We start from the raw sequence: 26,302 nt of genomic DNA, 5'->3' as shown, positions 1-26,302 counted from the left end.
CCCTGACCTGCATATTCGACCCAAACCGGGTGCGAGACGCGAATTCATCAATGACAAGTTTAAACGCAGCGGCGTCGTTCGGGCGCATTATCTCGGTACGGGGCTCGCTGGCCCGCGTCGGATTGCTCGCCGTGAGCCCGATGACGCCTTCGGAGATGCGCGGCACCGTCGGCCGCTTCGTCAGTATCCGTTGCGCCTCCTCGACCATCATTGCCATGATCACGGAAGTGTCCGCCGAGAACATGCATGCATCGGACATGTATATCGCGAGCGCCTCGGTCGATCTGCTCGGCGAGATCATGGGACACGGAGACAAGGCCAAATTCCAGCGCGGCGTCACCAACTATCCCACGATCGACGACATCGTCGACCTGATCAGCAATCACGATCTGCGCACGGTCTATGCACCGTCCGGCTCCGAGCAGATCAACGTGGGCACGCTGCAACAGGACAAGTCGGTCGCCGCATATGTCGACGTCGAGGAAATGCTGAGCAAGCACTTCGCGGTGCTCGGCTCCACCGGTGTCGGTAAATCCACCGGCGTGTCGTTGCTGCTCAATGAAATCCTGAAGTCGCGCCCGCATCTGCGCATCTTCCTGCTCGACGTGCATAACGAATATGGCCGCTGCTTCGGCGACAAGGCGCTGGTGCTGAACCCGCGCAATCTGAAACTGCCGTTCTGGCTATTCAATTTCGAGGAAATCGTCGACGTGCTGTTCGCCGGCCGCCCCGGCGTGCCCGAAGAGCTCGAAATCCTCTCGGAAGTCATCCCGATAGCCAAAGGCGTCTACACGCAATACCAGAACGCCGACCGCATTGGCCTCAAGCGCATCGACCCGAAGACCATCGGCTACACCGTCGATACGCCGGTGCCCTATCGCCTGGTCGATCTGATCTCGCTGATCGACGAGCGCATGGGCAAGCTCGAGAACCGCTCGTCGCGCATCCAGTATCACAAGCTGATCTCGCGTATCGAAGCGGTGAAGAACGATCCGCGTTACGCCTTCATGTTCGACAACGCCAATGTCGGCGGCGACACCATGGCGGAAGTGATCAGCCATCTGTTCCGCCTGCCCGCCAATGGCAAGCCGATGACCATCATGCAGCTCGCCGGCTTCCCCGCGGAAGTGGTCGACTCCGTGGTGTCGGTGCTGTGCCGCATGGCATTCGATTTCGGCCTGTGGAGCGACGGCGCCTCGCCGCTGCTATTCGTCTGCGAGGAAGCGCATCGCTATGCGTCTGCCGACCGCAATATCGGCTTCGGTCCGACCCGCAAGGCCGTCTCGCGCATCGCCAAGGAAGGCCGCAAATACGGCGTGTATCTCGGTCTCGTGACACAGCGGCCCGCCGAACTCGACGCCACGATCATTTCCCAGTGCAACACACTGTTTGCGATGCGCCTCGCCAACGAGCGCGACCAGGCGCTGCTACGCTCCGCGGTGTCGGATGCCGCAGCCAATCTGCTGTCCTTCGTGCCGTCACTCGGCACCCGCGAAGTCCTCGCCTTCGGTGAAGGCGTCGCTCTGCCGACCCGTCTGCGTTTCAAGGAAGTGCCGCCGCACCAGCTGCCGCGCTCCGAAGCCACGATCGCCACGGTGCCGTCAGTGACTGCCGGTCACGACATGCATTTCGTCAGCGCCGTGCTGGAACGCTGGCGCGGCGCCACATCGCATCGCGATGTGCCGAACGATCCCGGCTTCACCGAACGCCCGCTGGCGACGCCGAGCCGCAGCGTCGAAGCCCCGATGCTGCAGCCCTCGCTCGGCCTCGATCCGGATCGCTTCTCGCTGCTCAAGAAGCCGCTGCGCTAATCGCATCGCCTCACGCGCCGCAGCCGCTTTGCGGTGGCGGCACGATCGCCTATGATCCCGTGAAACAGAAACATTCACGGGAACGCCAGATGACCCAGCCGATTGCGAAACGCTTTCCGACACCCGCCCTCGACAAGCTGCCCGAGGACATCCGCACGCGCATCATGGGCGTGCAGGAAAAGTCCGGATTCGTGCCCAACGTGTTCCTGTCGCTGGCCTATCGACCTGACGAATTCCGCGCGTTCTTCGCCTATCACGATGCCCTCATGGACAAGGACAGCGGGCTGACCAAGGCCGAGCGTGAGATGATCGTGGTCGCGACGTCTGCCGCCAATCAGTGCCATTATTGCGTCATCGCGCATGGTGCGATCCTGCGCATTCGCGCCAAGAACCCGACCATCGCCGATCAAATCGCCGTCAACTATCGCAAGGCCGACATCACGCCGAAGCAGCGTGCTATGCTGGACTTCGCCATGAAGGTGAGCCGGTCCGCCGAGACCATCGGCGAGCAGGACTTTGCCGAAGTCAGCAGCCACGGCTTCAGCGACGACGACATCTGGGACATCACTGCGATCTCGGCCTTCTTTGCACTGTCGAACCGCATGGCCAATGTCACCAATATGAAGCCGAACGACGAGTTCTATATGATGGGCCGGCTGCCGATATAACGGCGCGATAGGGATACTCCATTGCTCGACTGGTCGGACATCATCCTGCGCCTCGGCGTCGCCGCCCTCGTCGGCGGCGCCATCGGCCTCAACCGCGACCTGCACGGCAAGCCCGTGGGCGTGCGCACGCTGGCGCTGGTCAGTCTGGCTACCGCCATGATCGTGGTGCTGGCCGATCCGCTCGGCAAGGGCGGCTTCACAGATGCCGGGAGCCGGGTCATTCAGGGTGTGCTCACAGGCGTCGGCTTTCTCGGTGCAGGCGTGATCTTTCACGCCGAGCACCATTTCCGCATCCGCGGCCTGACCAGCGCCGCCTGCGTGTGGCTGACCGCCTGTGTCGGCATCATGTGCGGCGCCGGCCACTGGCGCATCGTCACAGTCTCGGTGGCAATCGCCTTCCTTGTCCTGCTGTTTGGCGGCAAGCTCGAACGGGCCCTGCATCGCGTGCTCGGCGGCAGGAGCGATCCAGCGTCGCTTTCAACGGATGTGCCTCAGTCGTCGGACGCCGGGCCGCACCAGCCCGGCAAATAGATCGCATCCTTGCTCTTGGCGATCGCCAGCGCCTTCTCCAATGCCTTGGCGAAATCGGCCTCGATTTCCTTTGTGGAGAGCCGGCGGCGAAACAGGTCCGCCCACAGGAATTCGCTGAACGGCGTGGTGTCCTTGGCATAGCCGCCGGCGCGGCGAATTTCGCCGGCCAGGCTGCGGAACGGATCGTCCTTCAGGCCCGTCACCGATTTTGGAATGTCCTTGAAGTGCCGCCGCTCGCCCTTGGCGTCATAGGGATAGGCCCAGCGGCGGTGATCGAGCACACCCCAGAATGCTTTCATATCGACCATCGTGAGATCCGCGATCACGGTGACGAGCACATCCTTCACGCCTTCGTCATGCAGCGCACGTGCGAGATGATGGTGATCGACCACGTAATGGCGCTGATCCGGCCCCAGCACCACGGGGATCATGTGCTGGCCGAGCAGCTCGGCCTGTTTGCGCTTCGATTTATGCGCACGCCATCGTTTGCGCTTCTCCTTCACCTCGCGCATGCCCACCGTCATCTGCGTTGGCCGCAGCGACAGGATCGGGACCGGATGCAGCAACGGTTCGCGTGTGTTCGGCATGTGGCCTCCCATATCTGACGTCTGTCCGGAACGAACTATGGCACGACCGCTGCGCCGATGCGGATCAGTTCCACGTCATCTCTGACGATTGCCGCATCCGTGCCATGCGGACTTTAGCTGCGCAAAGCAGCCGCCTCGTGTTACAACATGCCATTGTATGCGCAGACCACCGACAATGAAGACCCAGCAGCCGATTGTCAGAGAGGATGAAGAGCACCGCGTGCTTCGTTTCGTGCCGCGCACCTCGGATACGCTGCCACACCATCCCACCACTCCCGCCGAACACCCCCGCCGCCGCCAGACCACCGGCGCCAGCGACCTGTCCCGCTATCAACAGACCCAGGACGACCCCGATGACTTCCGCCACCGGATGCTGGCCAATAGCGCAGCCTTCGGCTTTACGGTGATCCTCGTGGGTGTCGGGATCTGGCTCGCGATCAGCATTGCCGATCTCCGCAAAACCCAGGATTGCGTCCTGATGGGCCGCCGGGACTGCGCCCACATTGTTGCACCGCACGGCTGAGGCGCGCCAAACCCTCTTTCCACAGCCCACAGGGGCTGGTGAGCGGGCGCTCAACTGCATTGAACTGCTGCCCCCGCTCCGATATACGGGCAATCGACTCTATACGGCGGACCGGGACTATCCGGGGCGAAGCCCTGTGCTTGCGCGCGCCGATCGAACATTATCTTCAATATATCAAAGGCTTAGTAATGTCCTCCACATTCGATCAGGTCGCCACAATCATCGCCGAGACTTGCGACATCCCCCGCGACACGATCACGCCGGAAAGCCACGCCATCGACGATCTGGGGATCGACAGCCTCGACTTCCTGGATATCGCTTTTGCGATCGACAAGGCATTCGGGATCAAGCTGCCGCTCGAAAAGTGGACCCAGGAGGTCAACGACGGCAAGGCGACCACCGAGCAGTATTTCGTCCTGAAGAACCTCAGCGCGCGCATCGACGAATTGGTCGCGGCCAAGGGCGCGTAACGCCCCGCCATGAACCTCGAATATTTTCACCTGATCGACCGCATCACCGACCTCAATGTCGGTGAACGGACGATCGCGGTTGAAGCGAACGTCCCTGAAAAGAGCACCATCTTCGAGGGCCACTTCCCGGGCTACCCCTTGATGCCCGGCGTGCTGCTGATCGAGTCGATGGCTCAGACGTCGGGCTGGCTGCTGATCGCGCTGATGAAGTTCGAGCGTATGCCGTTCCTGGCCGCGGTGAAGGAAGCCAAGATGCGTACCTTCATCACACCAGGCACGAAGCTGGACATCAATGCCAGCGTACTGCACGAAGGCGACGGCTTCTACATGACCACCGTCAAGATCAAGGTCGATGGCAAGCTGACCTGCAACGCACAGCTCACCTTCAAGACCGTCCCGTTCCCCCATCCGGATTTGCGCGGGCACATGGATATCGTGGCCAAGCGCATCGGATTTCCCTTACAGGCGATCACCAATGGCTGAAACCCGACCGATGACATCCGAGCCGGTGGAAGCGTGGATCACCGGGATCGGCCTCGCAACTTCATTGGGCGAAGGCCCTGACGCCCATTGGGATGCGTTGAACAACAAGCGCATCAATGTCGATGAAACCGGCTTCGCGCCGAACATCGTCCACCCCCTCGCACCGGTCTCCTATGACACGCAGATCCCCAAGAAGGGCGATCAGCGGCAGATGGAAGCGTGGCAGCGGATCGGCACTTATGCAGCCGGCCTCGCACTCGATTCGGCGGGCGTGAAGGGCAATAAGGACATCCTGTCGAGGATGGACATGATCGTCGCCGCCGGTGGCGGTGAGCGCGATCTGGCCGTGGACTCCGGCATTCTGAATTCGGAAGGCTACGGCGCGGCATCGCCGGGCCTGCTGAACGAAAAGCTCCTGAACGATCTTCGTCCGACCCTGTTTCTGGCGCAGCTCTCGAACCTGCTGGCCGGCAACATCGCCATCGTGCACGGCGTCACCGGCTCCTCGCGCACCTTCATGGGCGAGGAAGCGGCCGGCGTCGACGCTGCGCGCATTGCGCTGGCACGCATCGCCTCAGGTCAGAGCGACATCGCACTGATCGGCGCCGCACATAACGGCGAGCGCAAGGATCTGCTGCTGCTATACGAATTCGACGACTTCAACCTGAAGAACAAGTTCGAGACCGTGTGGGCACGCGAGAAGAATTCCGGCTTTGCGCTCGGCTCTGCCGGCGCGTTCCTCGTCATCGAATCCAGGGCGCATGCCGAAGCGCGCGGCGCCAAGCCACTGGCACGGTTGAAGCGCGTCGTTGCAGATCAAGCCCGTCGCAAAACGCCCGGCGAAGTCACAACGTCGCTGCAGAAATTGTGGTCGCAGCTCGGCGCCAAGAATGACGCAGCGATCATCACCGGTGCGACCGGTGCCGAGCCCGTGACATCCGAAGAGCGCGCCTTCCTGAAGGATCATGCCGATGTCGCCATCCGCGGCACCGGCACCCTGTTCGGTCATACGCTCGAAACCCAATTCCCGCTCGGCCTCGGCCTTGCGGCCCTTGCGATCTCGCGGGGCGCGATGTTTCCGCCGAACGATTCAACCGGCCTCGAGATTGAAAAGTCCGGCAAGCCCACCCAGATTGTCGTAATCGGCGCCGGCCATTGGCGCGGCGAAGGCATGGCACTGGTTGAAGCCATCTAGAGTCCTACTGGCTCTGGATTTTTCTTATGGTTGAGCAAGATTTTATCCGAAACCGGCATCCACTTTTCGGGATCATGCTCAAGTTAAGCGGTCGATGCGACCGACGGAGAGAGCATGACTGCAACGCGCGATAAATTCGGCCGACCGATCGTTGTTGTCACAGGCATGGGTGTCGTGACATCGCTCGGCGCCGGCAAGCAGGACAACTGGGCCAAGCTCACCGCTGGCGAATCCGGCATTCGCACTATCACGCGCTTTCCTGTCGACGGCATGAAGACGACGATGGCTGGCACGATCGATTTCGTGCCGGTCGAGCCGTTCTCCTCCACCGATCTCTCCGAGAAGCTCGGCGAACTCGTCACCGAGGAAGCGATCGCGCAGGCCAATATCGGCCGCAAGGGCGACTTCCCCGGCCCGCTGTTCCTCGCGGTTGCGCCCGTCGAAGTCGAGTGGCCGCAGCGCCAGGTGCTGGCAAAGGCCGCCGGCGCCAATAGCGATATCAATTACGACACGCTGCTGCGCGTCGCCGGCGGCGGCAAGTTCGTTCAGTATCACCGCCGCTTCCTGTTCGGCTCGGTTGCCGACCATCTCGCGGACACGTTCGGTACCAAGGGTTCGCCGATCTCGCTGTCGACCGCTTGCGCCTCCGGCGCCACTGCGATCCAGCTCGGCGTCGAAGCGATCCGCCGCGGCGAAGCCGACGCGGCGCTGTGCGTGGCCACCGACGGCTCGGTCAACCCGGAAGCGCTGATCCGCTTCTCGCTGCTGTCGGCACTCTCGACCCATAACGATCCGCCGGAAAAGGCTGTCCGTCCTTTCGCCAAAAACCGCGATGGATTCGTGATGGCCGAAGGCGCCGGTGCACTGGTGCTGGAAAGCCTGGAAGCCGCTACCGCGCGTGGCGCCAGGATCCTCGGCATTGTCGCGGGCTGCGGCGAACTCGCTGACTCCTTCCACCGCACTCGCTCCAGCCCGGACGGCAAGCCGATCATCGGCTGCGTGAACAATGCGCTGGTGGATGCCGGCCTGACGTCAGACCAGATCGACTACATCAACGCCCATGGCACCGGCACGCCGGAAAACGACAAGATGGAGTATCTCGGCATTTCCAGCGTGTTCGGTGAGCGCGCCAAGGAAATCCCTGTCTCGTCGAACAAGTCCATGGTCGGCCACACCCTCTCCGCCGCCGGTGCGGTCGAGGCGGTGTTCTCGCTGCTGACCCTCGAACACCAGCGGATCCCGCCGACCATCAATTACGATGTTCCCGATCCGGCCATTCCGTTCGATGTGGTTCCCAATACCGCCCGCGATGCACGCGTAACGGCCGTGATGTCGAATTCCTTCGGCTTCGGTGGCCAGAATGCCTCGCTGATCCTCACCGGCGAGCCCGTTTAAGGCTCCCGGCCCCGTTGGCCCCCCTCGCCGGTTGACGTCATGACGTGAACCGGCGATACGCAGGCCATCCGAAATCAACCTTTCTTGCCGGAGACGCGGTTCATGCGTGCGCTCAATCTTGTTGCCGATCGCGAGCTTGTCGTCGTCGATGTGCCCCCGCCCCCGCCGCCTGCTGCCGGCGAAGTGCAGATCCGCGTCAAGGCTGTCGGCCTGAACCATATCGACGTCTGGGGCTTCCGCGGCATGGCCTTCGCCAAGCGCAAGCTGCCGCTGTCGATCGGCGCTGAAGCCTCCGGCGAAATCGCCGCGGTTGGCGAAGGCGTCACCAATGTGAAGCCGGGCCAGAAGGTGGTGATGTATGGCGCGTTGACCTGCGGGCACTGCAAGGCCTGCCAGGAAGGGCGCGACAATTTCTGCGAGAATGTCGGCGGTCTCTATGGCTTCCACATCGACGGCTTCTCTCGCGAACTGATGAATATGCCGGCACGTCTGGTGATTCCCGTTCCCGACGGCGTCAGCTTCCGCGACGCCGCCTGCGCCCCGATCGCCTTCTCGACAGTCCAGCACATGCTGTTCGACAATGCCAAGCTGCAGCCCGGCGAGACGATTCTCGTCCATGCCGGCGGCTCCGGCATCGGCACGGTCGCCATCATGATGGCGAAGAAGATCGGCTGCACCGTCATCACCACTGTGGGCGACGACAGCAAGATCGAAGGCGTGAAGGCGCTCGGCGCCGACCACGTCATCAACTATCGCAAGGATCGCTTCGAGGGCGAGACCCGCAAGATCACCAAGAAGAAGGGCGTCGATGTCGTGTTCGAACACGTCGGCGCCGACACCTTCAATGGTTCGCTGCTGGTGATGAAGCGCGGCGGCCGTCTGGTCACCTGCGGCTCGACCTCTGGCCCGACCACCACGATCAACCTGATGCAGCTGTTCCAGCAGCAGTACCGCATCTTCGGATCGTTCGGCGCCACCATGAAGAACATTGCCGAGAGCCTCGACAAGATGGCTGACGGCATGCTGCCGGTGATCGATACCGAAGTGCCGATCACCGACGTTGAGACCGCGCTGAGGCGGATGGAAACCCGCCAGGTGTTCGGCAAGATCATCGTTCACTTCTGATGCTCCGCCTGCTGCTTCGCACCAAGGCCCGCATTCGCGATGCCCTGAAGCCTGCAGGCGACGCCGCTGTCGGTGCGCTGACGATCGCCATCCTGCGCACCACGCGCTATTTCGATCCGGTCAAGACCGCCAACCGGTTCGGCAAGATCACGCAGCGCATCGGGCCGCTGTTTCGCGAAGACAAGATCGGTCGCGCCAATCTCACAGCCGCCTTCCCCGAAAAATCACCGGAAGAGATCGAGAAGATTCTCGCCGGTGTCTGGGACAATATGGGCCGCGTCGGCGCGGAATTCGCGCATCTCGACCAGATCTGGGATTACGACCCGGCAAATCCGACCAAGCCCAGCAATGTCGAGTTCTCGGCACGGACGGCAGAAATTTTCGATCAGCTCCGTGACGACGGCAAGCCCGCGCTGATTTTCGCCAGCCATCTTGGCAACTGGGAAATTCCAGCACTTGCCGCCGTTGCTCATGGCCTCGACGCAGCCGTGCTGTATCGCCGGCCGAACAGTGCCGCCGCTGACCGCGCCATCCATCAGACGCGCGCAATCAACATGGGCAATCTCATCCCGGCCAGCCATGATGCGCCGCTCAAGCTTGCGCACGCACTGAACGAGGGCAAGCACGTCGCCATGCTGGTGGATCAGTGGTTCACCAATGGCGTCCCGGTGGACTTCTTTGGTCGCAAGACCAATGCCAATCCGATGCTGGCGCGGCTGCTGCGTCAGGTCGATTGCCCGATCCACGGTGTCCGCATCATCCGTCTGCCCAACCACCGTTTCCGCATCGAAGTTTCCGAAGAGGTGAAACCGGTGCGCGACGCCAATGGCAAGGTCGACGTTCAGGGCACCATGCAGGCGGTGACGTCCGTGCTGGAAGACTGGATCCGGGAGTATCCCGAGCAGTGGCTATGGCTGCATCGGCGCTGGCGGTAGCGCTCAGCGTCCCGTCTTTACCTTCGTCCACAGCCGGTTGATCACCCGCTGCGTGCCGGGATCGCGTGCGGTGATGACGAACAGTTTCTGCAGCATAGCGTCGTCCGGATAGATCGTCTTGTCGTTCAGAACTTTCGGATCGATCAGCTTCTGGCTGGCGAGATTGCCGTTGGCATAGCCGAGGAAGTTCGAATTCTTCGCCGCGACATCCGGCCGGTAGAGATAGTTGATCAGCTCATAGGCTTCGTTGACGTTCTTCGCGTCGGCCGGGATAGCCAGGTTGTCGAAGAACATCTGCGCGCCCTCCTTCGGCACCGCATAGCCGATCTCGACGCCGTTCTTCGCTTCATCGGCCCGCGCCCGCGCCTGGATGATGTCGCCGGACCAGCCGACCACGAGGCAGATCTCGCCGGTTGCCAGCGCGCTCAGATACTCCGATGAGTGAAACTTGCGGACATTGCCCCTGATCTTGCCGACAAGATCGGCGGCCTTTTCGAGATCGGGTTGCTTGGTGGAATTGGGATCGAGGCCGAGCGCATTCAACGCCGCCGGCAGAATGTCATCGGCGGAATCCAGCATATGGACGCCGCAATCCTTGAACTTCGCCAAATTCTCCGGCTTGAAGATGATATCCCAGCTATCGATCTTCGCATCAGGTCCAAGAACTTTCGCGACCTGTTTGACGTTATACCCGATACCCGTGGTGCCCCACATGTAGTTCGCCGCAAACTGATTGCCGGGATCGTAGATCGCGAGGCGTTTTGTGACCTCCGGCCACGCATTGGCGAGGTTCGGCAGCTTCGCCTTGTCGAGCTTCTGGAACACCTTTGCGGTGATCTGGCGCTGCAGGAAATACGCCGTCGGCACCACGACGTCATAGCCGGATTTGCCGGCCAACAGCCGCGTTTCCAGCGTTTCATTGGCGTCGAAGGTGTCGTAGACGACCTTGATGCCGGTCTCCCTGGTGAACGCCTCCAGCACGCTGGGCGCCATGTAGTTCGACCAGTTATAGAAGTTGACGACACGCTCTTGCGCATATGCAGGCAAGGACCACAGCAGCGCCGCGCCGACGACCCACGCGATCCCGTGCTTGCCCATGTTTATCAACTTCCCTAGCGGCGGTGAACGGCGTTGGACAGGCGCTCCAGCGCGGTGTCGAGCGTCGCGTCATTCTTCGCAAAGCAGAACCGCACCACGGACGTCACCTTGTCCTGCTCGTAGAAGGCCGATACCGGAATCGCCGCGACCTTGTAGTCGTAGACGAGACGCCGGCAGAACTCCTCGTCGGTCTCGTTCAGCCCCAGCGGCGACAGATCGACGGTGAGGAAATACGTGCCCTGCGACTTGATGACCGGAAAGCCGATGCTTTCCAGACCAGCCGCCAGTCGATCACGGCTGCGTGCGAGATCAGCCCGCATCGTCTTGAAGTAGTCGTCGGACTTGCCGAGGCCATAGGCGACCGCGACCTGCAGGTTCGGCGCGGTCGTGAAGGTCAGGAACTGATGCACCTTGGCGCAGACTCGCAGCAGATGGGGTGCTGCGCAGACAAAGCCGATCTTCCAGCCGGTTAGCGAAAAGATCTTGCCGGCCGAGCCGACCTTGATGGTGCGGTCGCGCATGCCGGGAATGGTGATCAGCGGGATGTGGTCGTGGCCATCGAAGGTCACGTGTTCCCAGACCTCGTCACAGATCGCTATCGTATCGAATTCCTGACAGAACTTCGCCAGCAGTTCGAGATCCTCGCGCGGCGACACCACCGCGGCCGGGTTGAGCGGGCTGTTGAACAGCACGGCCTTGGTCTTGTGGTTGAAGACCGCGCGCAGGTCTTCTTCCGTGAGACGCCAGTGCGGCGGCTTCAGACTGACCAGACGCGGAATGCCGCCAGCCTGACGGATGATCGGCAGATAGGAATCATAGACCGGCTGGAAGCACACGACCTCGTCGCCGGGCTCGACCACTGCGAGGATCGACGAGGTCAGCGCCTCGGTGCCACCGGAGGTCACCATCACCTCGGTCATCGGATCGAGCGTGAGCTTGTGCCAGTGCTGGTAATGCGTCGCGATCGCCTGACGCAGCTCCGGGATACCCATCATCGACGGATACTGGTTATAGCCGTGCAGCGTCGCGTCCGCGGCCGCCTGACGGATATCGTCCGGACCGGGATGATCGGGAAAGCCCTGCCCGAGATTGATGGCGTTATGGTCGCGCGCAAGCTGCGACATCGCCTCGAACACCGTGACGGGCAGCTCAGAGAAGATCTTGTTCATCGAGGGATCAGCCAGCCTTGGTCGGCAGGCCTGCAGCCTTCCAGCCCAAAATGCCGCCGGCAAGGTGCTTGTCATAGGCAAAGCCATCGGCCTGCGCGGCCAGCGAAGCCGTCACCGAGCGCTTGCCGGAGCGACATGCGAAGACGATCTGCTTGCCGGCCGGGTCGGGCAGATCGGCGCTGTCGAAGCCCGAGAGCGGTACGACGACGGCGTCCGGATAGGCTTCGACCGCAACCTCGTTGGGCTCGCGCACGTCGACCAGCAAATACTTGCCGTCGGCGATACCCTTGGAGACTTCCTCCGGCGTCAAATCGTGAACGGTATGAGCTTCACCTGCCACCATAACCTCCTGGTGCCCCGGCATCCCGGAGCAAACGCGAAGGGGCCAAAATGGCCCCTGTTTTCGGGCGCCAAAGTCGCCTCTCGCGCGGCGAAAATCAAGCGTCAGGAGGGGTTAAATGGTCACTTGCGTCCCCACCTCCACCACCCGCCCTGTGGGGATCTGGAAATAGTCCGTGGCGTCATTGGCGGTACGGCTGAGCGCGATGAACAGATGATCCTGCCAGCGCGGCATGCCGGAATGCGCGGCCGGTTTCAGGGCGCGCCGCGACAGGAAGAACGACGTCGACATGATGTCGAACTGCCAGCCGGTCTTGCGCGCGATCGCCAGTGTTTTCGGTACGTTCGGTGTCTCCATGAAGCCGAAGCGCATGGTCACCTTGGAGAAGGTCGCGCTGATCTCCTCCATGCGGATCCGGTCGCTGGGGTCAATACGGGGCGTCGGCGCCGTCTCGATGGTGAGAATAACGTTCTTCTCGTGAAGCACTTTGTAGTGTTTCAGACTATGCATCAGCGCCGTCGGTGCGCAGTCGGGATCGCTGGTGAGAAATACCGCCGTTCCGGCAACGCGTTGCGGCGGACGCTTCTCCAGCATGGCAACGAGATCGGCCAGCGGAAATTCCAGCTTGCGCGATTTCTCGAACAACAGCCGGCTGCCGTGGCGCCACGTATACATCAAGAGAATGATCACGCCGCCCATCGCCAGCGGCACCCAGCCGCCGTCGAAAACTTTCAGCAGGTTCGCGGACAGGAACGTGACGTCGATCACCAGAAATGGCGCAATCAATGCTGCAGCCGCGATCGGCGACCACTTCCAGCCGCGCCAGATCACCACAAAGCCCATCATCGCAGTGACCACCATGGTGCCGGTGACCGAGATGCCATAGGCCGAGGCCAGCGAGCTCGACGACTTGAACAGCACAACAAGCACGATCACCGCGATCAGCAGCAGCATGTTGACGCGCGGAATATAGATCTGGCCGGAATGACTCTCGGACGTATGGCGTATCTCGAAGCGCGGCAGCAGGCCGAGCTGGATCGCCTGCCGCGTCAGCGAATAGGCACCGGTGATCACAGCCTGGCTGGCGATGACCGTCGCGGTCGCTGCGAGGATCACCATCGGGATCAGGGCCCAGTCGGGAAACATCAGATAGAACGGATTTTCCAGCGCAGTGGGATCGTGCATCACCAGCGCGGCCTGGCCGAAATAGTTGATGGCCAGCGATGGCAGCACGAGAAACAGCCAGGCCAGCTGGATCGGCTTTTTGCCGAAGTGACCGAGATCAGCATAGAGCGCCTCGGCGCCGGTCACGGCGAGAAACACTGCGCCCAGGGTCACGAAGGCGATGATGCCGTGATGGAACATGAAGTAGATCGCATGCACGGGATTGAGTGCCGCGAGTACTTCAGGATGCTTCATGATCTGCGGAATGGCCGCTACCGCGATCACGATGAACCATAGGCACATGATCGGTCCGAAGAACGTCGCGACCTTCGCGGTGCCGCGCGATTGCACGGCGAAAAGCGCCACCAAGATCACGATGGTGATCGGTACAACATAGGGATCGAAGGCGGTGGTGGCGAGCTTGACGCCCTCGATGGCCGAGAGCACGGACAGTGCGGGCGTGATCACCGCGTCGCCATAGAACAAAGCCGCGGCGATGATACCGAGCATCACCACCACGGTTCCGCTCGACCCGATCGCGCGCTGGGCCAGCGCCATCAGGGCCAGCGGGCCACCCTCGCCGTTATTGTCGGCGCGCAGCAGCAGCACGACATATTTAAGCGTGACCACGATGATCAGGGCCCACAGGATCAGCGAGAGAACGCCAAGGATCGCTTCATTGTCCACGCCCGGCGCCTTGTGGCCTCCGGCTGCGATCAGCGCCTCACGGAGCGCGTAAAGCGGGCTGGTGCCGATGTCGCCATAGACGACTCCTATGCTCCCCATCACGAGCGAGCCGAAACCGGCCGTGGAGTGCCCATGGGAGGGGTCCGCCGGGGATGCCGCGGCGGGAGAAGCGCTATCGCTAGTCATGGAAACGGCCTCGACAACTTCTGATTGGAAGGTCTCTGAACAGCGGGGCAGCGAGGCCGTTCCCGGCCCCGATGATCACGCCCATTGTAGCGCAAATCCGGGAACCAGACATGATAAAAGGTTGGACTTAGATCGTCACCTGAGTACCGACTTCCACCACACGTCCTGTGGGGATCTGGAAATAGTCGGTGGCGTCGTTCGCCGAGCGGCTGAGCGCAATGAACAGATGGTCCTGCCACAGCGGCATCCCGGATTGCGCCGATGGCTTCAGCGAACGCCGCGACACGAAGAACGACGTCGCCATGATGTCGAATTGCCAGCCGAGCTTGCGGGCGACGACGAGCGCTTTGGGGACGTTCGGCGATTCCATGAAGCCGAAGCGCAGCTTCACCATCGAGAACTTGTCGCTGATATTCTCCATGCGAACGCGTTCTGCCAGATCGACCTTCGGCGTTTGCGCAGTCTCGATGGTCAGGATCACGTTGTGTTCGTGCAGAACCTTGTTGTGCTTCAGGTTATGCAGCAGCGCGGTCGGCACGAATTCGGGATCGCTGGTGAGAAACACCGCGGTCCCCTTCACCACATGCGGTGGGCGCTTTTCCAGACTCTTGATGAGATCTCGCAGCGGCACTTCGGTGCGACGCGTCTTGGTGATGAGGATCGCAGCGCCGCGGCGCCAGGTCCAGATCATGCCGGCCATGAGCACGCCGAACAGCAGCGGCACCCAGGCGCCTTCCAGCAGCTTCAGGAGATTGGCGCTGAGGAAGGCCAGATCGACGAACACCAGCGGCGCGATAACGGCAGCGGCAGTCGCCGCCTTCCAGTTCCACAACTTCCAGATCACCACAAAACCCATGATGCCGTCGGCAACCATGGTGGTGGAGACGGCGATGCCATAGGCAGACGCAAGACCGCTCGACGATTTGAACAGCAGCACCAGCAGCAATACGCCGATCAGCAGCAGCCGGTTCACGCGCGGCAGATAGATCTGGCCGGCATGGGTCTCCGACGTGAAGCGCACTTCAAAGCGCGGCAGCAGGCCGAGCTGCACGGCCTGACGCACCAGTGAATAGGCACCGGTGATCACCGCCTGGCTCGCGATCACGGTGGCAGCCGTCGCCAGCGCGATCAGCGGCAACAGCATCGATTCCGGTGCCATCCGATAGAACGGATTTTCGATCGCAGCGGGGTTCGACAGTACAAGTGCGCCCTGCCCGAAATAGTTGATCAGCAGTGCCGGCAGCACGAAGAAGAACCAGCCGTACTGAATTGGCCTGCGGCCGAAATGGCCGAGATCGGCATAGAGCGCCTCGCCACCGGTCACGGCGAGAAAGACCGCGCCCAAGGTCACGAGACCAATGGTACCGTGGGTCAGCATGAACTGCACGGCATAGTACGGATTGATCGCCTTCAGCACCGTCGGATCATCGAAGATGTGCGAGGCGCCCATCAGCGCGAGCGCCGTGAACCAGATGATCATCACCGGACCGAAGGCGGAGGCCACCTTGGCAGTGCCAATCCGCTGCACCGAAAACAGCACGACGAGAATCGCGACAGTGACCGGCACGACATAAGGCTCGAGCGCAGGTGCCTTGAGCTTGAGGCCTTCCACCGCCGAGAGCACCGAGATCGCCGGGGTGATCATGGAATCGCCGATGAACATCGAGGCGCCGATCACGCCCAGCACCATCAGCGGCAAGCTCCGCCGCCCCAAAGCGCGCTGGCCAAGCGCCATGAGCGACAGTGTTCCACCCTCGCCATTGTTGTCGGCGCGCAGCAGGAACAGCACGTATTTGGCCGTCACGACGATGAACAGCGCCCACAGGATCAGCGAGAGCACGCCGAGCACGATGACGGGCGTAACCGGGGCGCCATGCGTCGCGCCGTGTACCGCCTCGCGGAACGCGTAGAGCGGCGACGTTCCGATGTCGCCGAACACGACGCCGATACTGCCGACCGTGAGCGACCAGAAGCCGGTATGAACCGGAACTTCGATCGTTCCCTCACCTGTTGTTTCCGTAACGGCCATTCTGCTCGTAACGCCTCTGGACAATCCAGACCCGGCTATGGCGTGCCGGGCAATGCCAGTCAACCGGGACACTAGCCTATCCTGCCGCCCGTCGCTTATGCCGGACGCGGCAAAATGGAGGTGGAGCAGCAAAAAAAGGAATTGACTGTTCTACGGCTTGAGGTTTGGCGGCAGAGGCGGGTCTTCCCGCATCAGCGTAATGGTCACCCGCCGGTTGGCGGCCATGGTCGGATCATCGGGGAACAATGGCTGGCTGTCTGCCTTGCCCGATACCGAGAAGATATGGGACGGCGGCAAGCCCTCCCTTTCCAGAATCTGCCGAACGACATTGGCGCGATCGGCCGACAGATCGAATGCATCATATTCACTGCGCGCAGGCACGAAGCCTGCCGCGGTGTGACCGACGATGGCCACACGCAGCGGCGTCGCCTTCAGCGGTCCGGCAAGCTTCTGCAGCAACTGACGTGTGCGCTCATAGGGAACCTTGGATCCATCCGCAAACATCGAGCGGCCGTTCTGGTCGATGATCTCCAGATTGAGGCCCTGCTTGGTTTCCTCGAACATGATGTTCTTGGAGATCTCGTTGATCTCCGGCATGTCCTGCAACGCCTGCCGTAACGAGGCTGAAGCGAGCGCGAATTCGCGATCCATCTTCAGCTTGGCGCCGGCCGGGCGACCGCCCTTCTCACTCGGACTGGTGACGTTCGACGCATCTTCCGGAGATACGTGGTCCTTGTTCTTCGTCAGACCGCGCGTCGGCAGGCCATCGGATTCGATCACACCGGAATAGCGTGAGTCCGACTGCACGCCGAACGCTTCGCGGACCGAGCCGGCGACGACCTTGAGCTTGGCGCCATCCGGGCTGGAGAACGCCACGAGCATGACGAAGTAACTGAGCAGCAGCGCCATGAGATCGGCGAAGGTCACGAACCAGCCATGGCCGCCGTGTGCTGCTCCGCGTTTTTTCTTCGCCATCGGTGGTTGCTCCGGGCCCGCCCCTGCGTCTTATGCGGGGACCGGCTCCCCCTCTTCATGGCGATGCTTTTCGGGCAGATAGGCGAGCAGCATTTCACGGACCAGCGCCGGGCTCTTCGAGTCACGGATCATGAGAATGCCGTCGATGATAAGCGTGCGGTTGGTTTCCTCATCGAGCACTTTGACGTGCAGCTTGTCGGCGATTGGCAAACAGATGAGGTTTGCAACCAGCGCGCCATACAGCGTGGCGAGCAGCGCGACCGCCATGAAGGGACCCAGCTTGGACGGATCGGACATATTCGAGAACATCTGCACCATGCCCAGGAGTGTACCGATCATGCCGAAGGCCGGCGCACAGTCGCCGATCGCGCGGTAAATCTTCGAGCCTTCATCGAGATGCATAAGGAAGTTGTCGCGGTCGCGCTCGAGATTGTCGCGGATGAATTCGATGTCGTAACCGTCAGCGACGAAGCGGATGCCTTTGGCGAGAAACGGTTCGTCGGTCTCGACCTTTTCAAGTCCGACCGGCCCCTGCTTTCTGGCGATTTCAGCGATGCGGGCGAGTTCGTCGACAAGATCGCGCGCGGTGAGACGGCTCAGCGTGAATGCATATTTGGCGCCGAGCGGCAGACCATGAATGATGGCCGAGAGCGGGAAACGGATCAATGTCGCGGCGAACGAGCCACCGAAAATGATGATGACGGCGTGGACGTCGTAGAACATCCGGAAATCGCCGCCCATGAGGACCAGGGTACACAGCACGATGATGCCAGCGACGAGACCGACGAGTGTTGTGATATCCATATCAACTCCGACGCTACGCGTATCGAGCAACGCCCGTCCTGGACGGCGGCGCGCCTCGAAATCAGGCCGCGCAAAGCTACCTTAGCGATATCGCGATTAAGGACGCGTTACCGCTTCACCGCCTGTTAATGATAGATTAATGGCGCGCGCATCCCTGGGACGGATACGGCGAGTTCGTTCAGTAGACAGATTGGGACGATTGTGCGGCGTCAGACAGCGCGCCGGACGACCACGAAGGTACGTGATTCCGGCGCGTGGGTCGGGTCATCGAGAAACTCGATCGGCTTGAGGCCGGCGGCCACGCAGAAGTCTGCGATCGTGTTCTTCGGCAAGGGCTTTGCACCGCGCCACGACGTATCCGCCGTCAACGGATCCCTGCCGAGCAGCGCCTTGATCCTCTGGATGACAGGCGTCGGGACGAACTTGGCGATATGCCAGAGGATCGTCGGATACTCATGCGCCGTTCGGAAGTGAATGAGTCCGAGCCCCGATGGACGCAGGATGCGGGCAACCTCGACCAGATTGGCCTTCACGACATCATGCGATGGCATGTGCTGAAAGACCTCATATGACCATACGAAGTCCGCGGTCTCGGATACCAGGGGAAACACGACGCCATCGCCTGCGACGAAGTCGAGATTGGTGAACGCTGCGGCCGCCGCCTTCGCCTTCTCAACCATGACGTCGGACACGTCGATACCGACAGCCCTGGTGAAACGCCGCCCGAGCGCCTGCGTGAAACGCCCGACGCCGCAGCCGATATCGACCGCCGTCTTGCCGGCGGGATCAACGGTATATTTTGCGAGAACGGGATCAATCAGCAGCGTCGCGCGGTCGCGACCGAGTGCGAAGAATTTTTCGGGATCGTGATCCCACAGCTCGGTCTCGACGTAAAAGAACGGGTCACGATTTGCGCGCTCATTCCAAGCTTTCTTCATATCCTTGGTCTGAGGCAATACCGTCTCCAATGTCCGTTTTAACGGCGGAACCGGCAATTAGCCCGAAGCCCTCCGGCCGCGCAAGCAACCGGAGCTGGTTCGGTATGGTCGGCATCTAACCTTTATTATTAGTCTTAATAGCCCTGCATTTCAGTGTATTTCCGACGAGCGCGCCATCGCCTCTTTCAGCTTCTCGAGCGTGAATGACGGGCTGCGCGCGATATCGAGAATGGGTGTCTCGCGGCGTCCGCACAGCTCGGCTGCCTCCGGAAGTTTCGCGGCGACATCGAGCGGGATCACGACCGCTCCGTGCTGATCGGCATGGATCAGATCGTCCGAACGGACACTCATGCCAGCCACGCGTATTTCCTGACCGAACTCGCTCACATGCACATAGGCATGCGACGGGCCGATGGTGCCGGCGAGGGCCTGGAAGTCCGGCGCCCATTGCGGGATGTCGCGGATCGAACCGTCGGTGACAACACCGAGGCAACCAAGCGCCTTGTGCACGGCGCTGTTCACCTCGCCCCAGAACGCACCATAGCCCACATTGGGCCCGTCGATATCCTGGATCACGCTGATGCGCGGACCGATGCCCGTACCGACATATTCGTAGTAAGCGAGCCGCCGCGCCTTCTGTTCGGCGGCAGGAAGGCCGGAGGCCATGGTTGCGCGAATGGTCGCGGTGCGCGCATAGCCGACGATGGGCGGGAGATTGGGAAACGGACAAACCAGCGGACGCGTGGTGTAGCCGATCAGCCGGCGCTCGGGTGCTACGATCTCCATCGCATTGCAGATGGTCGGCGTGTCATAGCGGCCCAGTGCTTCCAGAACGGATGCGGGCAGCGGACCGGTCGCGGAATTCGTCACGGCGTTTCTCCTGTGTGTGATTATCGCATCCCGTCTTCGCGGGACGTCGTCGTAGCTGAGTGACTCCGGATATAGCCGAGTTCGCTGCACGCCCAAAACGAAATACGGCTGCTCTCCTTCCGGACAACAACCGCGCGAATTGTTCGCGAGATGAACAATCAGTTCAGGCGGGCGGGCCGATCGTCCGGTGCGATCTCTGGTGCACCCGGCGTATAGGGCGCCGATGCATCGGGCGCCGCCGCATCGACCGGCACCACCGACTGCGCGGTAAGCGCGCGTTCCTGATCGCGATACGACTTCCAGCCCAGCGGCAGACTCAGCAGATACATGATCGAGAGTGCCGACAGGATGTGCCAGGGGTAGCCAATCAACAGTGCAATGAAGAGCACGACGCCGACGAACACCGGCAGCACCATCTCGCGCGGCACCCGCATATTGACCGCCTTGCCGGAGAACACCGGCAACCGCGACACCATGAGGAAGCCGACCAGCAGCGTGTAGAGGGTCGTCAGGATGGCCGGCGGCATCGGCATGCCCAGGAAGCCCAGATAGATCGGCAGCATCACGGTCAGCGCGCCCAGCGGCGCCGGCATGCCCGTGAAAAAGTTGGCCGCGAAGGCCGGCTTGTCTGGATCATCCATGGTGGCATTGAAGCGCGCGAGCCGCAGGCTGCCGGCGATGGCGAACACCATCGCGGCGATCCAGCCGGCATTGCTGAGATCGTGGAGCTGCCAGAAGTACAGGATAAGGCCCGGCGCCACACCGAAATTGACGAAGTCAGCCAGACTGTCGAGTTCAGCGCCGAATTTCGACTGCCCCTTGATCATGCGGGCAACACGACCGTCGACGCCGTCGAGTACGGCGGCGAACACGATGGCCGCAACCGCGAGTTCCATCCGTCCTTCGGTGGACAGGCGGATCGCCGTCAGGCCGGCGCAAATCGCCAGCAGCGTGATCATGTTCGGCACCAGCATCCGGATCGGAATGGTCCGGAACCGGCGGCGGCGCGTCTCTGGCGATGGGCTATCGTCTGGCATATGCATGGGTCGACCTTAGCAAACCCCACCCTGCTCCGCCATTGTGGCGTCCTGCAGCCCAAAACGGCACGACAACGGGGTTAATTACCCCTGGGTCTACCAACCCGGCTTAATCGACGCGGTAAGTCCGGCCGCCGTCACCGATCCGGAAATCGGCCAGCACGGTTTCGCCGGCAATCGCGGTCTGTCCCACGGCCACCAGCGCCTTGCTGCCCTCCGGCAGGTAGATATCCAGCCGGGAACCGAAACGGATCAGGCCGAAGCGCTCCCCGGCGCTCAGGGTCTGGCCCTCGCGCACGAAGGACACGATCCGGCGCGCCACGAGGCCGGCGATCTGTACCACGCCGATCCGGCCACCCGGGGTCGAAATGACCAGCGAATTGCGCTCGTTGTCCTCGCTGGCCTTGTCCAGCTCGGCATTGATGAACTTGCCCGGCCGATAGGCGATGCGCTCGATCCGGCCAGCCACCGGGCTGCGGTTCACATGGACGTTGAAGACGCTCATGAACACCGAAATGCGCAGCAGCGGCTGGTCGCCGAGGCCGAGTTCGGCCGGCGGCAGGACCGGCTGCACCATCGACACCTTCCCGTCGGCGGGCGACACCACGACGCCCTCGCGGGTCGGGGTCACGCGCACCGGATCGCGGAAGAACAATGCGCACCAGACCGTCAGGACCGTGCCGATCCAGCCCAGCGGCGTCCAGATCCAGAACAGCACCAGGCTCGCCAGCGCAAAGGCGCCAATGAACGGATAGCCTTCCTTGTGGATCGGCGGGATCTGGCCACGGATGGAATTTGCGATGGACATGGGTGCTTGAAACCTGGGTTTGGGCAGAATCTGGCCCTGCTTTAGCAGAGATTATTCCGCCGCGTCAGGCGTCATCAGGCGATCGTCGTCCACAACGGGCGGGGCGCGATTGGGGGCAGCGGCATCGTCATCGATCTGGGCGAGCCGTTCGCGGGCCTCCTGGGCCTCGCGCTGCCGGTTCCACATGCTGGCATAAAGACCGCCCGCAGCCAGCAGCTGGCCATGGGTGCCCCGCTCGGCGATGCGCCCCTGATCGAGCACGATGATCTCGTCGGCACCGACGATGGTGGACAGCCGATGCGCAATCACCAGCGAGGTGCGCCCCTGCGAGACCTTTTCCAGCGCGTCCTGGATCTCCTGTTCGGTGTGGCTGTCGAGCGCCGACGTCGCTTCGTCCAACAACAGGATCGGCGGGCCCTTCAGCACTGTGCGCGCAATGGCCACACGCTGCTTTTCACCGCCGGAAAGTTTCAGGCCGCGCTCGCCCACTTCGGTCTCGTAGCCCTTCGGCGACATCCGGATGAACGGGTCGATCTGCGCCATGCGGGCAGCTTCCTCGACCTCCGCGTCAGTTGCGTCCCAGCGGCCATAGCGGATGTTGTAACGGATGGTGTCGTTGAACAGCACGGTGTCCTGCGGGACCATGCCGATCGACTGGCGCAACGAGGCCTGCGTGACATTGCGAATGTTCTGGCCATCGATGGAGATCGTACCGCCCGATACATCGTACAGCCGGAACAGCAGCCGCGAGATCGTCGACTTGCCGGCCCCCGACGGACCAACGATGGCGACCGTCTTGCCGGCCGGCACCTCAAAGGAGAGCCCCTTCAGGATCGGCCGCTCCGGATCGTAGGCGAAGCGCACGTCGTCGAAACGCACCGCACCCGATGTCACGAGCAGCGGCGGAGCGCCTGGAATATCCTTCACTTCCGGATTGCGGTTCAGGACACCGAACATTTTCTCGATGTCGATGATCGCCTGCTTGATCTCGCGATACACCATGCCCATGAAATTCAGCGGCTGGTAGAGCTGGATCATCATGGCGTTGATCATGACGAAATCGCCCACCGTGTGGGTGCCGTTGCGGACGCCAACCGCGCACATCAACATCGTCGATGTCAGACCGAGCGTGAAGATGATCGCCTGCCCGGTATTGAGGACGGCCAGCGAGGTATAGGTCTTGACGCTGGCGCGCTCGAAGCGTTCGACCGTCTTGTCGTAACGTTCAGCCTCACGCGTTTCGGCGCTGAAATATTTGACCGTTTCATAGTTCAGCAGCGAGTCGATCGCCTTGGTATTCGCCTCGGTATCGGACTCGTTCATGTTGCGGCGGATGGCGATGCGCCACTCGGTCGCCAGATACGTGTAGTACATGTAGACGACCACGGTGATCGCCACCACCAGCACATAGCGCCAGTCGAACTGCCAGAGCAGCACGCCCATCACCAGCAACAATTCGATGATGGTCGGCACCAGTTGCAGGATGACCATGCGCACGATGACTTCGATGCCTGCGCGGCCGCGTTCGAGCACGCGGGTCAGACCGCCGGTCTTGCGCTCCAGATGAAAGCGCAGCGACAGTTCATGCATATGGACGAAAGTAAGATAGGCGAGCTTGCGCACCGCATGCATCGCTACCTTGGCGAAGATGCCGTCGCGCCATTGCGTAAAGATCGCCATCAGTACGCGGGTGGCACCGTAGCTGACGGTCATGGCGACCGGCGATGCGATCAGCCACAGCGTCCAGTTCGAGGACTGGACGGGAGCCGTATCAGCGCCGGTCAGCGCATCGATCGCCCATTTGAAGGTGAACGGCACCGTCAGTGTGGCCGCCTTGGCGACCAGCAGCAGCAGCATCGACCAGACGACGCGCATCTTCAGGTCGTCGCGGTCGCCCGGCCAGATATAGGGCCACAAATGCGCGAGCGTCCCGAACAGCGTGCCGCGTTCGATATAGGCCGGGTTAGGAGTTGTCTCGCCGTTCAGCGCGGGATCGGAATCAGACATGCACGGCGCCTGGAACGAACGGAGCGGCGGCCCGGGGCCGGCTCAAAATGGAGGTCGATTTCATTTGAATGCATATAGGCGCTTTGTCGGAACGTCGCACCCTCACGGAGCATTCTTTTCCTGCGCAGAGGTGTCCCGGGCAGGAATTTCCCGTATCGCGTTCATTCCGTGTCTTGACGCTGTTATCCCGCAGTGCCACATGGATTCTATGAGCACAATTAAAACGATCTGCGTCTATTGCGGCTCCGGCCCCGGTACCAATCCCAGTTTCGTCGAATCAGCAGTTGCGCTCGGCAAGATCATGGCCGAGCAAGGCATCGGTCTGGTCTATGGCGGCGGCTCCATCGGACTGATGGGTGCGGTAGCCAAGTCCGTACTGGACAATGGGGGCCGGGTTACCGGCATCATCCCGGAGTTCCTGACCAAGCGCGAAAACGCGATGACGGGCGCCCAGGAGCTGATCATCACCCATGACATGCATGAGCGCAAACGGCTGATGTTCGAGCGCTCCGACGCCTTCGTCGCCCTCCCCGGCGGCATCGGCACGCTGGAAGAGCTGGTCGAACAGCTCACCTGGCAGCAGCTCGGGCGCCACAGCAAGCCGATCCTGATGGCCAATATCGATAACTTCTGGGAGCCGCTGCTCGAACTGCTCAAACACATGCGCTCGACAGCCTTCATCCGGCCGACACTGCCGCTAAACGTGCTGACGGCCGACCGCGCGGAAGACATCCTGCCCCGGCTCCGCACCGCTGCGGCGCTGGCCTCCGACGAAGCCAGGAAGCTGGCTCCGGACGTCGCGACACGGCTCTGACTAACCTCTCTCCGCTTGCGGGGAAGGGGTCGAAGCCGAGCGCCAATAACGCCTCAGATGAGGAGGAGCCAGCGTTTCGCTCACCGGCTCCCTCTCACCAGGCTTGAATGACCTTTCGGAGCCTCGGCTTCAATACGAACTAATCAGACAGACTGATTTCTAATGTGAACTCCACGAGTCGCTGCCAAGCTCGTTTGGGCAGCACCGATGAGAGATTCATTTTTGTTGGACGCAATGTTGCAACGAATTTGTTGGACGCTCTGTCGCGCCACACGGAATGCAAACCTTGCCTCGGCTTGCGCGGGCGCCTGCTCTCTTTTACGTCTCTGGAAATAACCTCGGAAACAGCACGTCGAGCGCCTCGACCGGGAAGCGCAACGAGACCGCACCTTTTGGCGTCTCCGATGCGAGCAGGCCGTCGGCGATGACATCGGCCAATACCCGTCGCGCCGTGCGATCCCGAAGTCCCGTGATACGAGAAATATCACCACGTTCAAACTGTCCACGAATGAGCGCTTCCTCCAGAAGGCGTATGGCCTCTGGCTTCAGTGTGCTGCTGCGCTCGACATAGGTACGCAAACGCTGGCCCAAACTATCGAGCTCGAACAGGCTGTCCATGAACTTCACCTGATCGAGACAGACTTGCAGGAACCACAGGATAAATTCGCTGAGCGCTTTGAGCGAGAGATTGCCGCGTCCGTCGAGATCGCCCTGACGCGGCGTGTCCGCCAAATCCATCATTCGCTTGTACTCGCTTGGCGTCTTCAGACCGCGGGCAAGACCGCGTGAGATTGACCAAAGGCCATGCGATCCTATTCCGGAAAGCTGCGCCATAGCATGACTCATCAGGCGGCTGACGCGACCGTTACCATCCGGAAAAGGATGGATGTAGTTGAAGCGATGATGGGCGGCGGCAATCGCCATGATGCGGCCCGCAGTCTTCAAAGATTTGAACGCATAACGCTGCTCGAAATATTTCATGAAGTCATCGACGCGCGCGCTTGATGGCGGGACATGCCGTCCAACTGCCACGTCGTGCTCCGGCTTCGAGCGCCACGCACCCGGCACCATGATGAATTCGGAATCCTTGCCGCTGATGCGCAACATATCTTCCGGCGCGTGGCGATAGAATTCGAGGTGGAGCCATTTGATGAATTCGATTGAGGCCGGCTCGCCGAGTTTGCCGTCAGAGGCAAGACGGTCGATCTCGGCTTGCAAGCGCACATGCGCGGCAGCCTCGAGCTGAAGGTTCCTGCGGCCCTCGTCCTGGTCGAGCTTGCCTTCCAGCGCACGGGCAATATCTCTCGGGCGCGTGTTATGGCCTTCAATCAGGTTGCTGTAGTAGGTGTTCATCAGCCGCACGAGGTCGGCGAGGTTAGCAGCCGTGCGCGGATGCAACCCGACACCGAGTTTCGTGGAGGCAACAGACAGATCGGCGATCACGTCCGCGATGGCCTCGGATGTCTCTTCCAGCCTCGCAGGCTCAATGCGCTGTGGGGTTTCTTCTGTCATTTTGGCCGATCATACGATATCGCAAGATATTGATATTTCATACAAAATACGAAATTATCATTAATATTGGCCGATTTCTTGGCCGATCTTGAGGTTGGATTACCGACCGCTCTTTCGACACCTTAATCAATTGATCTTACA

Annotated in this window: 25 protein-coding genes; 11 read left to right on the top strand and 14 right to left on the bottom strand. The window is 61.5% G+C overall.

Annotation, left to right across the window (positions count from 1 at the left end):
* The first annotated feature begins 50 nt into the window (after positions 1-50).
* The 3 genes from AC1RLZ_RS20345 (at position 51) to AC1RLZ_RS20335 (ending at position 3,010) form a co-directional block, all read left to right on the top strand.
* Positions 51-1,811: an ATP-binding protein gene (locus AC1RLZ_RS20345; protein WP_493190104.1), complete on the top strand. Its 1,761-nt coding sequence runs from the start codon at positions 51-53 to the stop codon at positions 1,809-1,811.
* An 89-nt stretch (positions 1,812-1,900) separates the two neighbouring features.
* Positions 1,901-2,479 carry a peroxidase-related enzyme gene (locus tag AC1RLZ_RS20340; protein WP_493190103.1) on the top strand — a complete coding sequence of 193 codons (579 nt, stop codon included), beginning with the start codon at positions 1,901-1,903 and terminating at the stop codon, positions 2,477-2,479.
* 21 nt (positions 2,480-2,500) lie between these two features.
* Complete coding sequence (locus tag AC1RLZ_RS20335) at positions 2,501-3,010, top strand: MgtC/SapB family protein (protein WP_493190102.1); 510 nt, start codon at positions 2,501-2,503, stop codon at positions 3,008-3,010.
* Here AC1RLZ_RS20335 and AC1RLZ_RS20330 read toward each other — a convergent pair.
* Complete coding sequence (locus AC1RLZ_RS20330) at positions 2,971-3,597, bottom strand: ParB-like protein (RefSeq protein ID WP_493190101.1); 627 nt, start codon at positions 3,595-3,597, stop codon at positions 2,971-2,973. The genes AC1RLZ_RS20335 and AC1RLZ_RS20330 overlap by 40 nt on opposite strands.
* Positions 3,598-3,772: 175 nt before the next feature.
* Here AC1RLZ_RS20330 and AC1RLZ_RS20325 point away from each other — a divergent pair, with 175 nt between their 5' ends.
* From AC1RLZ_RS20325 to AC1RLZ_RS20295, 7 genes are all read left to right on the top strand, one after another.
* Positions 3,773-4,120: a hypothetical protein gene (locus tag AC1RLZ_RS20325; RefSeq protein WP_493190100.1), complete on the top strand. Its 348-nt coding sequence runs from the start codon at positions 3,773-3,775 to the stop codon at positions 4,118-4,120.
* A gap of 188 nt (positions 4,121-4,308) precedes the next feature.
* Positions 4,309-4,590, top strand: a complete 282-nt coding sequence (locus AC1RLZ_RS20320) for an acyl carrier protein (RefSeq protein WP_002711294.1) — start codon at positions 4,309-4,311, stop codon at positions 4,588-4,590.
* A gap of 9 nt (positions 4,591-4,599) precedes the next feature.
* Positions 4,600-5,073, top strand: coding sequence for a 3-hydroxyacyl-ACP dehydratase FabZ family protein (locus AC1RLZ_RS20315; RefSeq protein ID WP_371425386.1), 474 nt, complete (start codon positions 4,600-4,602; stop codon positions 5,071-5,073).
* Positions 5,066-6,268, top strand: coding sequence for a beta-ketoacyl-ACP synthase (locus AC1RLZ_RS20310; protein ID WP_493190099.1), 1,203 nt, complete (start codon positions 5,066-5,068; stop codon positions 6,266-6,268). The genes AC1RLZ_RS20315 and AC1RLZ_RS20310 overlap by 8 nt, the downstream gene beginning before the upstream one ends.
* 114 nt (positions 6,269-6,382) lie before the next feature.
* Positions 6,383-7,663, top strand: coding sequence for a beta-ketoacyl-ACP synthase (locus AC1RLZ_RS20305; protein ID WP_493190098.1), 1,281 nt, complete (start codon positions 6,383-6,385; stop codon positions 7,661-7,663).
* Between the two features lie 102 nt (positions 7,664-7,765).
* Complete coding sequence (locus AC1RLZ_RS20300) at positions 7,766-8,788, top strand: zinc-binding dehydrogenase (protein WP_493190097.1); 1,023 nt, start codon at positions 7,766-7,768, stop codon at positions 8,786-8,788.
* Positions 8,788-9,723: a lipid A biosynthesis lauroyl acyltransferase gene (locus tag AC1RLZ_RS20295; protein ID WP_493190096.1), complete on the top strand. Its 936-nt coding sequence runs from the start codon at positions 8,788-8,790 to the stop codon at positions 9,721-9,723. The genes AC1RLZ_RS20300 and AC1RLZ_RS20295 overlap by 1 nt, the downstream gene beginning before the upstream one ends.
* Before the next feature lie 3 nt (positions 9,724-9,726).
* On the opposite strand, the gene AC1RLZ_RS20290 is transcribed toward AC1RLZ_RS20295, so the two are convergent.
* The 12 genes from AC1RLZ_RS20290 to AC1RLZ_RS20235 form a co-directional block, all read right to left on the bottom strand.
* On the bottom strand, positions 9,727-10,821 hold the full coding sequence (locus AC1RLZ_RS20290; protein ID WP_493190095.1) for a polyamine ABC transporter substrate-binding protein: 1,095 nt from the start codon (positions 10,819-10,821) through the stop codon (positions 9,727-9,729).
* A 14-nt stretch (positions 10,822-10,835) separates the two neighbouring features.
* Positions 10,836-11,990 (bottom strand): aminotransferase, encoded by a 1,155-nt coding sequence (locus AC1RLZ_RS20285; RefSeq protein WP_371425398.1) that lies wholly within the window; start codon positions 11,988-11,990, stop codon positions 10,836-10,838.
* A 7-nt stretch (positions 11,991-11,997) separates the two neighbouring features.
* Positions 11,998-12,333: a rhodanese-like domain-containing protein gene (locus AC1RLZ_RS20280; RefSeq protein ID WP_493190094.1), complete on the bottom strand. Its 336-nt coding sequence runs from the start codon at positions 12,331-12,333 to the stop codon at positions 11,998-12,000.
* A 111-nt stretch (positions 12,334-12,444) separates the two neighbouring features.
* Positions 12,445-14,367 carry a potassium transporter Kup gene (locus AC1RLZ_RS20275; protein WP_493190093.1) on the bottom strand — a complete coding sequence of 641 codons (1,923 nt, stop codon included), beginning with the start codon at positions 14,365-14,367 and terminating at the stop codon, positions 12,445-12,447.
* A 127-nt stretch (positions 14,368-14,494) separates the two neighbouring features.
* Positions 14,495-16,396 carry a potassium transporter Kup gene (locus AC1RLZ_RS20270; protein ID WP_371425404.1) on the bottom strand — a complete coding sequence of 634 codons (1,902 nt, stop codon included), beginning with the start codon at positions 16,394-16,396 and terminating at the stop codon, positions 14,495-14,497.
* Between the two features lie 150 nt (positions 16,397-16,546).
* The gene (locus AC1RLZ_RS20265) at positions 16,547-17,371 is read right to left on the bottom strand and encodes an OmpA/MotB family protein (protein ID WP_371425406.1); all 825 of its coding nucleotides are present in this window, start codon (positions 17,369-17,371) and stop codon (positions 16,547-16,549) included.
* A gap of 30 nt (positions 17,372-17,401) precedes the next feature.
* Complete coding sequence (locus tag AC1RLZ_RS20260; RefSeq protein ID WP_493190092.1) at positions 17,402-18,175, bottom strand: motility protein A; 774 nt, start codon at positions 18,173-18,175, stop codon at positions 17,402-17,404.
* A gap of 209 nt (positions 18,176-18,384) precedes the next feature.
* Complete coding sequence (locus AC1RLZ_RS20255) at positions 18,385-19,131, bottom strand: class I SAM-dependent methyltransferase (protein WP_493190091.1); 747 nt, start codon at positions 19,129-19,131, stop codon at positions 18,385-18,387.
* Positions 19,132-19,263: 132 nt separating this feature from the next.
* Positions 19,264-19,983: an RraA family protein gene (locus tag AC1RLZ_RS20250; RefSeq protein ID WP_371425412.1), complete on the bottom strand. Its 720-nt coding sequence runs from the start codon at positions 19,981-19,983 to the stop codon at positions 19,264-19,266.
* A 158-nt stretch (positions 19,984-20,141) separates the two neighbouring features.
* Positions 20,142-21,020 (bottom strand): CDP-diacylglycerol--serine O-phosphatidyltransferase, encoded by an 879-nt coding sequence (pssA, locus tag AC1RLZ_RS20245; protein WP_493190120.1) that lies wholly within the window; start codon positions 21,018-21,020, stop codon positions 20,142-20,144.
* 109 nt (positions 21,021-21,129) lie between these two features.
* On the bottom strand, positions 21,130-21,828 hold the full coding sequence (locus tag AC1RLZ_RS20240; RefSeq protein ID WP_068730577.1) for a phosphatidylserine decarboxylase: 699 nt from the start codon (positions 21,826-21,828) through the stop codon (positions 21,130-21,132).
* Positions 21,829-21,879: 51 nt separating this feature from the next.
* Positions 21,880-23,835 (bottom strand): ABCB family ABC transporter ATP-binding protein/permease, encoded by a 1,956-nt coding sequence (locus tag AC1RLZ_RS20235; RefSeq protein ID WP_493190090.1) that lies wholly within the window; start codon positions 23,833-23,835, stop codon positions 21,880-21,882.
* Between the two features lie 208 nt (positions 23,836-24,043).
* Between AC1RLZ_RS20235 and AC1RLZ_RS20230 the strand changes: the two genes are divergently transcribed.
* Positions 24,044-24,649, top strand: a complete 606-nt coding sequence (locus tag AC1RLZ_RS20230; RefSeq protein ID WP_371425416.1) for an LOG family protein — start codon at positions 24,044-24,046, stop codon at positions 24,647-24,649.
* A gap of 318 nt (positions 24,650-24,967) precedes the next feature.
* Here the strand turns inward: AC1RLZ_RS20230 and AC1RLZ_RS20225 are convergent, their stop codons facing one another.
* Complete coding sequence (locus AC1RLZ_RS20225) at positions 24,968-26,092, bottom strand: Fic family protein (RefSeq protein WP_493190089.1); 1,125 nt, start codon at positions 26,090-26,092, stop codon at positions 24,968-24,970.
* Positions 26,093-26,302 lie beyond the last annotated feature (210 nt).

Source organism: Tardiphaga sp. GW822-FHT04G09 (assembly GCF_058800725.1).
The sequence above is the reverse complement of the archived record's forward strand: the minus strand, read 5'-3'. Positions and strand labels throughout refer to the sequence as shown.